At 72.2% G+C, this 13,706-nt stretch carries 8 protein-coding genes; 2 read left to right on the top strand and 6 right to left on the bottom strand.

Translation table 11 applies throughout. The features are described from left to right. Positions 1-130: 130 nt before the first annotated feature. The 6 genes from AB0C62_RS31330 to AB0C62_RS31305 form a co-directional block, all read right to left on the bottom strand. Positions 131-1,435 carry a site-2 protease family protein gene (locus tag AB0C62_RS31330; RefSeq protein ID WP_362978897.1) on the bottom strand — a complete coding sequence of 435 codons (1,305 nt, stop codon included), beginning with the start codon at positions 1,433-1,435 and terminating at the stop codon, positions 131-133. Beyond that, positions 1,432-2,688, bottom strand: a complete 1,257-nt coding sequence (gene dxr, locus AB0C62_RS31325; protein WP_362978895.1) for a 1-deoxy-D-xylulose-5-phosphate reductoisomerase — start codon at positions 2,686-2,688, stop codon at positions 1,432-1,434. Before dxr ends, AB0C62_RS31330 begins: the two co-directional genes overlap by 4 nt. A 464-nt stretch (positions 2,689-3,152) precedes the next feature. Beyond that, positions 3,153-5,084 (bottom strand): acyl-CoA dehydrogenase family protein, encoded by a 1,932-nt coding sequence (locus tag AB0C62_RS31320; protein WP_362978893.1) that lies wholly within the window; start codon positions 5,082-5,084, stop codon positions 3,153-3,155. A 231-nt stretch (positions 5,085-5,315) separates the two neighbouring features. Continuing rightward, positions 5,316-6,761: an aldehyde dehydrogenase family protein gene (locus AB0C62_RS31315; RefSeq protein ID WP_362978891.1), complete on the bottom strand. Its 1,446-nt coding sequence runs from the start codon at positions 6,759-6,761 to the stop codon at positions 5,316-5,318. A 246-nt stretch (positions 6,762-7,007) separates the two neighbouring features. Beyond that, on the bottom strand, positions 7,008-8,666 hold the full coding sequence (locus tag AB0C62_RS31310) for a PucR family transcriptional regulator (protein WP_362978889.1): 1,659 nt from the start codon (positions 8,664-8,666) through the stop codon (positions 7,008-7,010). A 206-nt stretch (positions 8,667-8,872) separates the two neighbouring features. After that, positions 8,873-11,017, bottom strand: a complete 2,145-nt coding sequence (locus tag AB0C62_RS31305; protein WP_362978887.1) for an ATP-binding protein — start codon at positions 11,015-11,017, stop codon at positions 8,873-8,875. 355 nt (positions 11,018-11,372) lie between these two features. Between AB0C62_RS31305 and gabT the strand changes: the two genes are divergently transcribed. Both gabT and AB0C62_RS31295 read left to right on the top strand, forming a co-directional pair. Further along, a complete protein-coding gene (gene gabT, locus AB0C62_RS31300) occupies positions 11,373-12,707 on the top strand; it encodes a 4-aminobutyrate--2-oxoglutarate transaminase (RefSeq protein ID WP_362978885.1) in 1,335 nt (444 codons plus the stop codon). A gap of 172 nt (positions 12,708-12,879) precedes the next feature. Beyond that, a complete protein-coding gene (locus AB0C62_RS31295) occupies positions 12,880-13,704 on the top strand; it encodes a phosphatase PAP2 family protein (RefSeq protein WP_362978883.1) in 825 nt (274 codons plus the stop codon). Positions 13,705-13,706 lie beyond the last annotated feature (2 nt).

Below are 13,706 nucleotides of genomic sequence, written 5' to 3'. Positions count from 1 at the left end.
CCGGAATCGTGGGCTCCCGGCTTCGAGATTACGGTACGGGCGCGCGGCCGAGCACATCACGCCCCTAAACCCACTCGATGGAAGGCGGCCGGACACCCAAGGGTGCCCGGCCGCCTTCAACGCTGTCTTGCTAAGAGATTTTCACTGGGTTAACCACGTCCGCGATGAAGACCAGGATGGTGAAGCAGACGAAGACTCCGGCCACCACGTAGGCCACCGGCATCAGCTTCGCCACGTCGAACGGGCCGGGGTCCGGCCGCTTCAGGACCTTTGCCGTGTTGCGCCGCAGCGACTCCCAGAGCGCCCCCGCGATGTGCCCGCCGTCGAGCGGCAGCAGGGGGAGCATGTTGAACAGGAAGAGGGAGAGGTTGAACCCGGCGACCAGCAGCAGCATCATCGCGACCTGCTGCGACGCGGGGATGTCGAGGGTGAAGACGTCACCGCCGATGCGTGCCGCGCCGACCACGCCCATCGGGGAGTCCGCCTTGCGCGGGCCGTCGCCGAAGGCCGCGTCCCACAGGTCGGGGACCTTGCCCGGCAGCGCGACCAGCGATTCGACGCCGTTCTCCATCATGTCGCCCATGCGGGTCACGGACTGTCCGAAGGACTGCTCGACGATGCCGGAGGCGGGTGTGAAGCCGAGGAAGCCGGCGTACACGTACTTGCCCTCGACGTAGCCGCCGTCGCCGTCGGTCTTGCTCACCTGGTTCTTGATCAGGTGAGCGTTCAGGTCGACGCGCTCGCCCTTGCGCTCGACGGTGATCGTGACGTCCTTGCCGGGGTTGGCCCGGATGTCGGACTGGAGGGCCGCCCAGTCCGTGACCGGCTTGCCGCCGAACGCGACGATCTTGTCGCCGCCCTTGAGCCCCGCGGCCTTGGCGGGCGCCGCCTCGTCGCTCTTCGCGCACTTCGTGCGGTTCTCGCTCTGCTGGATGACGCAGTCCGAGACCTTGCCGACCGTGGTCGTCTGGGTGTTCACGCCGAACGTCATCATCACGCCGAGGAAGATCACGACGGCGAGGATGAGGTTCATGAAGGGGCCGGCGAACATCACGATCACGCGCTTCCACGGCTTGCGCGTGTAGAAGAGGCGGGTCTCGTCGCCGGGCTGCAGTTCCTCGAAGGCCGCCGACCTGGCGTCCTCGATCATGCCCCGGAAGGGGGACGTCGAGCGGGCCTCGATCCGTCCGTCCGGGCCGGGCGGGAACATCCCGATCATGCGGATGTAACCACCGAGGGGGACGGCCTTGACGCCGTACTCGGTGTCGCCCTTCTTGCGCGACCAGATGGTCGGGCCGAAGCCGACCATGTACTGCGGCACACGGATGCCGAACAGTTTGGCCGTCGAGAGATGTCCCAGCTCGTGCCACGCGATCGAGATGAGCAGGCCGACCACGAAGACGACTATGCCGAGGATCATCATCAGGGTCGTCATGCACGAGCCTCCGCGGTTGTCGTCCGTACCGTCAGTTCACGAGCCCGGGCACGTGCCCAGGTCTCCGCTTCGAGGACGTCCGCGACGGTCAGGGAAGTTCCCGTTCGCGGTGTGCCGTGTTCCTCGACCACCCGCGTGACGGTCTCCATGATCCCGTTGAACGGCAGGGTGCCGTTCAGGAACGCGTCCACGCACTCCTCGTTGGCGGCATTGAACACCGCCGGGGCCGTCCCCGCGAGCTGCCCCACGTGCCGGGCGAGCCCCACGGAGGGGAAGGCTTCGGTGTCGAGGGGGAAGAACTCCCAGCTCGACGCCTTGGTCCAGTCGAAGGCGGGCGCCGCGTCCGGGACGCGTTCGGGCCAGCCGAGGCCGATGGCGATCGGCCCTCGCATGTCGGGGGGCGTCGCCTGGGCGATCGTCGAGCCGTCCGTGAATTCCACCATCGAGTGGACATACGACTGCGGGTGCACGACCACCTCAATGCGATCGAAGGGAATGTCGTAGAGGAGGTGGGCCTCGATGACTTCCAGTCCCTTGTTCACCAGGGTCGCGGAGTTGATCGTGATGACCGGCCCCATGGCCCAGGTGGGGTGCGCGAGGGCGTCGGCCGGGGCCACGTCCGCCAGCTCGGCCTTCGTCCGGCCGCGGAACGGGCCCCCGGAGGCGGTGACGACGAGTTTGCGGACGTCCGCGCGGGTGCCGGCGGCCAGCGCCTGGAAGAGGGCGGCGTGCTCGGAGTCGACCGGGATGATCTGGCCCGGCTTGGCGAGCGCCTTCACCAGCGGGCCGCCGACGATGAGCGACTCCTTGTTGGCGAGCGCGAGGGTGCGGCCCGCCTCCAGGGCGGCGAGGGTGGGCGCGAGGCCGATGGAGCCGGTGATGCCGTTCAGGACGGTGTGGCAGTCGGAGGCGGCCACCTGGGTGGCGGCCTCGGGTCCCGCCAGGATCTCGGGAAGGGGCTCGCCCGGGCCGTACTGGTCCGCGAGGGCCTCCCTCAGCGCCGGTACGACGTCCTCGCGCGCGACGGCGACCGTGCGCACCCGGAGCCGGTGGGCCTGCTCGGCGAGCAGGGCGACCCGGCCGCCGGCGGCCGAGAGCGCGGTGACCCGGAACCGGTCGGGGTTGCGCAGCACCAGGTCGATGGCCTGGGTGCCGATCGAGCCGGTGGAGCCGAGGATCACGACATCGCGGGCTCCGTCCACGGGGTCGAAGACGAGATGCGGATCAGCGAGGGGGGCTGGACTGTCGCTCATCCCCCCATTGTGGCCGCATCGCGCCTCCGGCAGGACAGGGCGTCCCCCCTTCCCGCTCCTTCACATCCGATTCCGCCGGTGCGACCGGCTGTGGGTGGTGAGGAGTCCGGGCGTCCGGTGGCGACGTCGACGCCGGGGGCCCGGTCGCGCGTGGGTGCTCGCTCGGCCCTGCGGTCGTACTGATCCGCAGGTCAGCGTGTGCGGCGGCGCGTGGGGTGCAGCTTCCGGAGCCGGGCGCCGGCTCCGGTGGGCGGGCCGTTCACGCGGGTGGGCGCGGCCGGCGGGTGGGCGGGTTCTCCGGGTGGGCGAACGCGCCTTCGACCACGCCGTCCGCCGTGTCGGGGGCGGTGCGGCGTGGTCGGGGCCGGTGTGGGTGCTCGGACGGTCGGCGCCGGCCGGGGAGCCCGGTTCGGCGCCCTCTTCGAGGGACCCGGTGGTTCAAGGGACCCGATGGTCGGGAGCCGTCAGCGGATGGGGCGGTGGACGTTCTCGCGCTCACTCGGCCCGGGTGTCGCGTCGGCGATCCAGGGGCCTTCCCCGGACGGGTCGACGACGCCCTCCTCCAGCCAGGTGTACGTGCCCGACAGGACGCCCTTGACCACGGTGCGGTCGAGGTCGTCGGTGTTGGACCACAGGCGCCCGAAGAGTTCCTCCACGCGGATGCGGGACTGCCGGCAGAAGACGTCGGCGAGCTGGTACGCCTCGCGGCCGTGGTCGCCGGTGCTGCGCAGGAGTTCGGCCCGTACGCAGGCCGCGCTCATCGCGAACAGTTCCGCGCCGATGTCGACGATCCGGCCGAGGAAGCCCTGCTTGGTCTCCATGCGGCCCTGCCAGCGCGACATGGCGTAGAAGGTCGACCGGGCGAGTTTGCGGGCGCTGCGCTCGACGTAGCGAAGGTGCGGGGAGAGGTCGACCTCGTGCTTGAACTCGCCGAAGGAGTTCGGGAGCTGGCCGGATCCGGCGACCAGCTTCGGCAGCCACTTGGCGTAGAAGACGCCGGCGTTGGCGCCCGCCTTCGCCTTGTCCGAGAGGGACTTCTCGGGGTCGATGAGGTCACCGGCGACCGAGAGGTGGGCGTCGACGGCTTCCCGGGCGATCAGCAGGTGCATGATCTCGGTCGAGCCCTCGAAGATGCGGTTGATCCGCAGGTCGCGCAGGATCTGCTCGGTCGGGACGGCGCGCTCGCCGCGGGCCGCGAGCGACTCGGCGGTCTCGAAGCCGCGGCCGCCGCGGATCTGGACCAGTTCGTCGGCCATCAGCCAGGCCATCTCGGAGCCGTACAGCTTGGCGAGGGCGGCCTCGATGCGGATGTCGTTGCGGTTCTCGTCGGCCATCTGCGAGGACAGGTCGAGGACCGCTTCGAGGGCGAACGTGGTGGCGGCGATGAAGGAGATCTTGGAGCCGACCGCCTCGTGGAGGGCGACGGGCTTGCCCCACTGCTCGCGGGCCGCCGACCATTCGCGGGCGATCTTCAGGCACCACTTGCCGGCGCCCACGCACATCGCGGGCAGGGAGAGCCGGCCGGTGTTGAGGGTGGTGAGGGCGATCTTCAGGCCGGCGCCCTCGGGGCCGATGCGGTTCGCGGCGGGGACCCGGACCTGGTGGAAGCGGGTGACGCCGTTCTCCAGGCCCCTGAGGCCCATGAAGGCGTTGCGGTGCTCGACGGTGATGCCCTCGGAGCCTGCCTCCACGACGAACGCGGTGATGCCGCCCTTGTGACCCTCTGACTTGGGGACGCGGGCCATGACGACGAGGAGGTCGGCGACGACGCCGTTGGTCGTCCACAGTTTCACTCCGTCGAGGACGTAGTCGTCCCCGTCCCGCACGGCGGTGGTCGCGAGGCGCGCCGGGTCGGAGCCGACGTCGGGCTCGGTGAGCAGGAAGGCGGAGATGTCGGTACGGGCGCAGCGGGGCAGGAAGGTGTCCTTCTGCTCCTGGGTGCCGAACTGTTTCAGCGGCTGCGGTACGCCGATGGACTGGTGGGCGGAGAGCAGCGCGCCGATGGCGGGGCTCGCGGAGCCGACCAGGGCGAGTGCCTTGTTGTAGTACACCTGGGTGAGGCCGAGCCCGCCGTACTTCGTGTCGATCTTCATGCCGAGGGCGCCGAGTTCCTTGAGCCCGTCGATCGTCTCGTCCGGGATCTGCGCCTCGCGTTCGATGCGGGCCGAGTCGATCTTCGTCTCGCAGAAGTCGCGGAGTTTGGCGAGGAACTCCTCGCCGCGCTGGGCGTCCTCGTCCGCGGGCATCGGGTGCGGATGGATGAGGTCGAGCCGGAAGCGGCCGAGGAACAGCTCCTTGGCGAAACTGGGCTTGTGCCAGTCCTGTTCGCGCGCGGCCTCGGCGACCTGACGTGCCTCACGTTCGGTGACTGTGGGCTGTTGGGGTGGTGCGGACATGAGGCTCACCTCGCCGCGCATAGGGGACACAGGACAATTCGTTACCGACCGGTGCTACTCGATCGTATGTACCCGTGTACCCGATTCCCTGTCACCCCACCAGCCCTCACGCGGCGTTCGGCCCAATGCCGACCGCGCCGCCGTGGCACGGGTGCGGACACGCCGACGGCCTGAGCCCCCGCACAGTGGGCTCAGGCCGTCGGCTTCGGTGAGGTCGTGTCCGGTCCGGCGTCAGAGGGCGAGGCCGGTGAGGACCAGCACCCGCTCGTAGGTGTAGTCGTCCATGGCGAAGCGGACGCCCTCGCGGCCGACGCCGGACTGCTTGGCGCCGCCGTACGGCATCTGGTCGGCGCGGTAGGACGGGACGTCGCCGATGACCACGCCGCCCACCTCCAGCGCGCGGTGGGCGCGGAAGGCGGTCTGGAGGTCGTGCGTGAACACGCCTGCCTGGAGGCCGTACTTGGAGTTGTTGGCGGCGGCGAAGGCGGCGGCCTCGCCGTCGACCTTGTGCACGGTGAGGACCGGGCCGAAGACCTCCTCGCAGGAGATGGTGACGTCGGCCGGTACGTCGGCGAGGACGGTCGGCGCGTAGGAGGCGCCGTCGCGCTTGCCGCCGGTGAGGAGCGTGGCGCCGGCGGCGACGGCCTCGTCCACCCAGGACTCGACGCGTTCGGCGGCGGCCTCGCTGACGAGGGGGCCGACGTCCGTCGTGGCGTCGGACGGGTCACCGGTGACCTGGGCCTCGACGGCGGCGACGATGCGCGGCAGCAGCCGGTCGTACACCGACGCGTCGGCGATCACGCGCTGCACGGAGATGCAGGACTGGCCGCCCTGGTAGTTCGAGAAGGTCGCGATCCGCGTCGCGGCCCAGTCCAGGTCGGCGTCGCTCGCGAAGTCGGCGAGGACGACGGCCGCGCCGTTGCCGCCCAGTTCCAGGGTGCAGTGCTTGCGCGGCACGGAGTCCATGATCGCGTAGCCGACCTTCTCGGACCCGGTGAAGGAGATGACCGGGAGGCGCTCGTCCTGGACGAGGGCGGGCATCTTGTCGTTGGCGACCGGCAGGATGCTCCACGAACCGGCCGGCAGGTCGGTCTCGGCGAGCAGGTCGCCGATGATCAGGCCGGACAGCGGGGTCGCGGGCGCGGGCTTCAGGATGATCGGGGCGCCGGCGGCGATGGCCGGGGCGATCTTGTGCGCGCACAGGTTGAGCGGGAAGTTGAAGGGCGCGATACCGAGGACGACGCCCTTGGGGAAGCGGCGCGTGAGGGCGAGCCGGCCCTGGCCGCCCTGGTCGGTGTCGAGACGCTGGGCCTCGCCGCCGTTGAACCGGCGGGCCTCCTCGGCGGCGAACCGGAAGACGGAGACGGCGCGGCCGACCTCACCCCGGGCCCACTTGATCGGCTTGCCGTTCTCGGCGGAGATGAGCTGCGCGATCTCCTCGGTGCGCTCCACGAGACGGCGCGAGACGTGGTCGAGGGCGGCGGCGCGCACGTGGGCCGGCGTGGCGGCGAACTCGTCGCGCACGGCGTAGGCGGCGGCGACGGCCTCCTCGACCTGGGCCTCGGTGGGCACGCTGACCTGACCGACGACCCGGCCGTCCCACGGCGAGGTGACGTCGAACGTGGTCTCGCCGCTGGCCTGGCGGCCGGCGAGCCAGAAGGCGTGAAGGGAAGTCATGTCGAGTCCCGGCCCTTCCGTGGTTGGGGGTGGTGCGGGCGGTCTTGCCCTGTCCGGGTCCACGGTAGGGCCGCGGGCGGCAGGGGTCGTTTGTCCGACGCGTAGCAGTCGGGCCCCGGAGTGCGCCGGATTGGCTGGTCGTGCGAGAACGCCGCGCTCGCCCTCTCGGAGAGCGCCGCGCTCACCGCTCGGAGAGCGCCGGGCTCACCGCTCGGAGAGCGCCTCACTCCCCCACCAGCGGGTGTCTCACTCCCCCGTCGCGGCCGTCGTCTTCAGGGCCAGCCAGAGTTCCATCCGGACGTCCGGGTCGTCGAGGGAGCGGCCGAGGATCTCCTCGACGCGGCGCATCCGGTAGCGCAGGGTGTGGCGGTGGACGCCCAGGTCGGCGGCGGCGGCGTCCCACTGGCCGTGGCGGGACAGCCAGGCCCGCAGTGAGGCGACGAGGTCGCCGCGGCCGGTGGCGTCGTGTTCGTGCAGGGCCCGCAGAAGGCCGTCCGCGAAGGCCCGCACGGCGTCGTCCGCGAGCAGCGGCAGCACGGATCCGGCGGCCAGTTCCTCGTGCTCGACGAGGAAGCGGCCGCGCCGCCGGGCGACGGACAGCGCCTGTTCGGCCTGCTTGTAGGCGGCGCGCGCGGCGATCGGGCCGGCGGGGGCGGAGAGCCCGACGACGAGTTCGTCCTCGTCCCCTGCGGGCTGCTCGCGCTGTGCCGCTCGGGCTGCCTCCAGCACCACGGCGTAGTCCCCGCAGGCGGTGACGGCGGCGCCGCCGTCCACGGCGAGCACGACAAGCCGCTCCCCCTCGGGCACGACGAGCACGGACTCCCCGGAGCGGGCGGCGGCGGACTCGACGACCTCGGCGAGGCCGCCCAGCGGGTCGCCGTTGACGTCGGGGACGGCGACGGCGGTCTTGGAGCGTGTGGCCGCGCCCACGCGCGCGTGCCCGTCGGCGTGGGCCCGCGCGGCGGACCCGGACGCCGACTCGGCGATGATCAGCCGGAAGGGCGCGTCGAGGAGCCGTCCGTACAGGTCGCCCGCGACGGCCCGGGCGTGGTCGGGTTCTCCGGCGAGGAGCATCCGCAGGACGGCGGCGCCGATCCGCTGCTCGGCGGCCTGCAGCGACCGGGAGCGTTCCGTGGTGAGCGTGAGCAGGGCGATGGCCGAGTGGACGGCGTAGCGCTCGGCGGTGCCGAGGGCGGCGGCGGTCCCGACGGCGAGCGCCGCGCGCGGCCTGCGTCCGGTGCCGAGGGAGTGCAGTTCGACGCGGTCCTCGCCGCCCACCACCGAGCTGGCGGGCGCGGGCCGCTCCCGCAGTCGCTCCACGTCCGGGGTGAGCCGCGCGGCCCGGCGTCCGGCCCATTCGGGCGCGGTGGCGACGACGGCGCCGGACGCGTCGTAGAGCGCCGCCCAGCCGTCGACCTGTCCGGCCAGCGCGGAAAGGAGTCCCTCGGGGCCGTCGGTCAGTGCCTGCTTGGTGAGTTCGCGCTGCGCGGCGAACCCGGCGGTGACGGCCCGGTACTGGTCCGCGGCGATGGCGGCGGAGACGGCCTTGCTGATGGCGAGGAAGGGCGTGCGCCGGGGCACTTCGAGGAGGGGCAGGCCCTCCTTCTCGGCGGCCTCGACGAGGGCCTTCGGGATCTCCTCGTAGTTGACCCCGACGGCGAAGCCGAGTCCGACGACTCCGGCACCGGCCAGCCGCTTCACGTAGCGCCGCATGACGTCGGGGTCGTCCGCGTCCAGTTTGAGGGCGGTGATCAGGAGCAGCTCCCCGCCCTCCATGTAGGGGACGGGGTCGGCGAGCTCGCTGACGTGCGCCCAGCGGACGGGCACGTCCAGCCGGTCCTCGCCCGCGCGCACCGTGAGCTTCAGCGCGGAGTGGTGGACGAGCGAGGCGAGCGTGGGGGGCATGAGGCCTTCAGGTCAGGTCTGTGTGATCTCTGTGATCTCAGGTCGGGTCCGGTGTGATCTCTGTGATCTTTTGGCCGCGGCGTATGAACGACCTGTGTCGATTCTGCCTCACCGTACGGTCGCCGCGTGACCCCGTGCCCATACGTCCAGCTCAGCGGCGATCACCTGCCCCCGTGGGCCCGTGCGGCCGGCCGCACGGCGGTGGGTCAGCCGCGCAGGTCGACCAGCAGGGGCGGCGCGTGTTCGCCCTTGACGCTGGTCAGCGACAGCACCGCGTGCCCGGGCGGCACCCCGTGGGCCAGCTCGGACGCGGACCAGCGTTCCCGTTCGACCTGTCGGACGGTGACGGCGCGGGCGGTCGGCGCGTTCCCGGTGATCACCCGGCGCAGCATGTGGACGGCCTTGCCCGCGGGTGTCTCGGCGATGATCTGCCGGTCGGTGACGTCGCGGGCCTCGATCCACTCCTTGCCCCAGACCTCGGCGAAGTCCTGACCGTCCCAGGGGGTGAGCCCGGACAGCGCCATCCGGCAGCCGATGGCGCCCAGCAGGGGGCTGCGCAGGGCGCGCGGCGCGTCGTCGAGGGTGCGCAGGGTGAGGACGGCCCCGGCGTTGCCGGAGCGCAGCCGCTGGATGCCGCGGACGGCCTCGGGGGTGATGACGCCGGTCGCGTCGTCGAGGACCAGACAGGCGAACAGCGACCGGTCCTCGCGCACCGCGACGCTCGCCGAGAACTGGGCGAGGACCAGGCGGGCGAGGATCCGGGAGGCGTCGGCGTGCCCGCGCGCGGGCAGGTCGATCCGGACCCGCACCGGGTGGTCGAGGGCCCGCAGCGAGAAGGGCCGCGACTGGCCCGAGGTGTCGAAGAAGCCGGCGAAGGCGGGCCGGTCGAGCAGGGCCACCCGGTCGGCGAGGACCCCGCCGACGTCGCCGGGGTGCCCGGTCTGCCGTTCGCGGGCGTCGAGTTCGCGCAGGAGCGACGCCTGTCCGGCGTCCTCCAGTCCCTTGCGGAGCGCGTCGAGGGGGCCGCGGGCGCCGTCGAGCAGCTGGCGCAGTTCGGGCACGGAGGGGAACCTGCCGTGGACGGCCCGGAAGGGGCCGAGCAGTTGGGCGAGCACGGTGGTGGAGCGCCTGCTGTCGCCGCCGGGATGCGGGTCGGCGAGGTCGCCGACGAGCGCCTCGGCGAGCACCGCGGCCGCCTCGTCGGGGTCGGTGGTCCCGCCGTACAGGTCGAGGTCGTAGACGGAGTCGGGGTGCCCGATGCGGACGACGACGTCGTACGCGTCGACGGGTCCGAGCCCGGCACCGGCGGCGCCCACCACGACGACGGCTGCGCGTCCGGCGAGCGCGTGCAGGCACAGCGACTCGGCGAGCGGCCAGACGATCCCGCCGGTCTTGCCGGATCCGGGGGGTCCGACGGCGAGCAGCGAGGTGCCCAGCAGGTCGGGTCCGAGGCCGAGGCCGGTGCCGCGGTAGGCGTAGGGGTTGCGGGCGTCGTCGGCGGTCGTGCCGAGGCGGACCTGCCCGGTCACCAGGTCGTGGCGGGCGAGGCGTCCGGGCAGGTCGCGTGCGCCGGAGGGGTGCAGGCAGGCGGCCGAGCCGTCCTTCACGACCGCGCCGGTGAAGGTGGCGAGGCTGTGCCGTCCGCTGCGTACGCCCTGCCAGGCGCGGGCGATCCGGGCGTGGTCGACGTCGCGCATCAGCCCGCGGCGGGCGTCGGCGGCGAGCCGGTCGGCGGCCTCGGTGGCGCCCGCGGCGCGGAGCTGGTTCCACTGGACGGGGTCGTCCTCGGGGGCGGGCGGGCGCTCGTTCACCGGTGCGGTGCCTCGCCAGGCGGGCGGTCCGTAGCGCCGCCAGATCTCGTTCCAGCGGCCGAGCCGTCCGACGACGACCATGATGATCAGGGCGATCAGCGTGTAGTAGCCGTACCAGAGGAACGCGTTGCCGACGCGGTCGCCGCTGTGCCGCCAGGAGTCCGGGGTGAACAGTTCGAGGGGCAGGACCCACCAGCCGCCGAGGTAGCCGTTCCAGAGCAGCGACCAGACCAGCCATCCCACCAGGAAGGCGATGACGGCGCCGCTGAGCAGCTGGCGGGCCGGGATCTGCTCGGGCTCCTCCTCCGGCCGCGGGCGGTGGCCGAACCGCCACACGCCCGGTGCCGCCTCCGGCCGGGGCGCGCGCACCCAGGCCACGAACTCCGACCCGTCGGGCAGCGGCGGCATGCCGGGCGCCCGTGCGGGGCGCGGCGGGGCGGCGGGCATGTCCGGTGAGGGCCGCCCGTCCGGCGGCCCTGCCGGACGCGGTACGGGGTTGGCGTGCGTGCCCCGCGCGTCCTGGGTCCCGTCGCTGTTCATCGCCCTTGCCCCCTGACCAGCCGCTCCGTGCTTCGTCCGCGGGTCAATCTAGTGCCCCTGCGGGGCGAGTTCACCGTTTACACGGCCGGGCCCGCCACGCGGCCGGGTCACCGGCGGTTTTGCGCCTCCCCGTCCTGCTCCACACCTGGCTCTATGTCCACCACGGACAAGCGAATCGTCCGACAACGCCCACATGGAGCATGCCGACCCCCCGTCCTCGGCCCTAGCCTGCGAAGAAAGAAGGAAAAGCAGGACCGCGAAGCAGGACCAGCGTCCGCCGGGGCAGTCGATGGGACCCCCACCGTCTCCGCCGCCCACAGCCAACCCCCGTCTGCACGATCTCAGGGAGCCCCTCATGACCGCCCTTCCGCAGGAGCGCCGCGTCGTCACCGCCATCCCCGGCCCGAAGTCGCAGGAACTGCAGGCCCGACGCACCGCCGTGGTCGCGGCCGGTGTGGGATCGGTGCTCCCTGTCTTCACCACGCGCGCCGGCGGCGGGATCATCGAGGACGTCGACGGCAACCGCCTCATCGACTTCGGCTCCGGCATCGCCGTGACGTCGGTCGGCGCGAGCGCCGAGGCCGTCGTACGCCGGGCCTCCGCCCAGCTCCAGGACTTCACCCACACCTGTTTCATGGTCACGCCGTACGAGGGCTACGTCGCCGTCGCCGAGGCGCTGGCCGAGCTGACGCCGGGTGACCACGCCAAGAAGTCCGCCCTGTTCAACTCGGGTGCCGAGGCCGTCGAGAACGCCGTCAAGATCGCCCGCGCGTACACCAAGCGCCAGGCCGTCGTCGTCTTCGACCACGGCTACCACGGCCGGACGAACCTGACGATGGCGCTGACCGCCAAGAACATGCCGTACAAGAACGGCTTCGGCCCGTTCGCGCCCGAGGTCTACCGCGTGCCGGTCGCCTACGGCTACCGCTGGCTGACCGGCCCGGAGAACGCCGGCGCCGAGGCGTCCGCGCAGGCCATCGACATGATCAACAAGCAGATCGGCGCGGACAACGTCGCCGCGATCATCATCGAGCCGGTGCTCGGCGAGGGCGGCTTCATCGAGCCCGCGAAGGGCTTCCTGCCGGCCATCAGCCAGTTCGCCAAGGACAACGGCATCGTCTTCGTCGCGGACGAGATCCAGTCCGGCTTCTGCCGCACCGGCCAGTGGTTCGCCTGTGAGGACGAGGGCATCGTCCCGGACCTGATCACGACCGCCAAGGGCATCGCGGGCGGTCTGCCGCTCGCCGCCGTCACCGGCCGCGCCGAGATCATGGACGCCGCGCACTCCGGCGGCCTGGGCGGCACCTACGGCGGCAACCCGGTGGCCTGCGCCGGCGCGCTCGGCGCCATCGAGACGATGAAGGAGCTCGACCTCAACGCCAAGGCGAAGAACATCGAGGCGATCATGAAGGCCCGCCTCGGCGCCATGGCGGAGAAGTTCGACATCATCGGCGACATCCGCGGCCGCGGCGCCATGATCGCGATCGAGCTGGTCAAGGACGCCGCCACCAAGGAGCCCCACGCCGAGGCGACCGCCGCGCTGGCCAAGGCCTGCCACCAGGAGGGCCTGCTGGTCCTGACCTGTGGCACGTACGGCAATGTCCTCCGCTTCCTGCCCCCGCTGGTTATCGGCGAGGACCTCCTCAACGAAGGCCTCGACATCATCGAGCAGGCCTTCTCCACCATCTGAGGCCCCACGCGCCGCGGCGCCGGACCGTCGGAACACCGCCCACGAGCGGATTCCGCTTGGTTCCGGCGCCGCGGCGCACCCGGTCGGAGCGTGTGAAGAACGTGTGCGAGGTGCATGACGGGACGCGATTGTGCCTGTCGGAGCCGGACACCCTGCCGTAGGTTCTACCCAGATGAGAGATACACCCCGCCCACAGGGGACTGTGGGCGACTCCGGGTCGTCGCTTCCCCAGCTTCGTCCTGGTCGTGCCCTCGCGCACACACCCGGGGCTTCCGGCTCCGGTTCTCCTCACCGATCGGACAGTCGCCCGCCCCAAACCCCCCGGGGCGCGCGACAACCCGGTCCGGACGGCCGCCCCGGAACCACCCCCCCTGTTCCGGGGCGGCCGACCCTCCTTCTCGGCCTTCCGGCCCTCCTCTTCGCGCTGATCACCTGGCAGGTGACGGCCCACGGCCCCCTCGCCCGCGCGGACGAACGCCTCAGCGACTCGCTGGTCCACCCGGCCCGCGTCTGGGAGCTCCTCGCCGACCTCGGCAACATCACGGTCGCCGTCCCCGTCTTGGCCGCCGCCCTCGTGTACGCGGCGGTCCGCGCCCGCCGGGCGGGCGTCCACCGCTGGTGGCTCCCGTCCACGGCGGCCGCGGTCCTGATGGCCGTCGTCCCGGCGGTGATCGTGCCCCTGAAGGAACTCATCGCCCGCTCGGGCCCCCCGGTCATGGGACCCGGCAACGGCTACTACCCCTCGGGCCACACCGCCACGGCCGCCGTCGCCTACGGCGCGGCGACCCTGCTCCTCCTCCCCTGGCTCCGCACGACCGGCGCCCGCCGCGCCCTGCTGATCGCCTGCGCGACCCTGAACGCGGCGGTCGTCACCGGTCTGGTCCTGCGCGGCTACCACTGGCCACTGGACGTGGTGGCCAGTTGGTGCCTCTGCGCGGTGCTGCTGTACTCCCTGTGGCTGTTCCTCGACCGGACGAACGGCCGCTCTCAGCCGTAGCC

Origin of the sequence: Streptomyces sp. NPDC048643, assembly GCF_040650615.1 — a bacterium.
In the GTDB taxonomy this organism is placed as follows: Bacteria; Actinomycetota; Actinomycetes; order Streptomycetales; family Streptomycetaceae; genus Streptomyces.
This window is presented reverse-complemented; position numbering and strand designations above follow the sequence as displayed.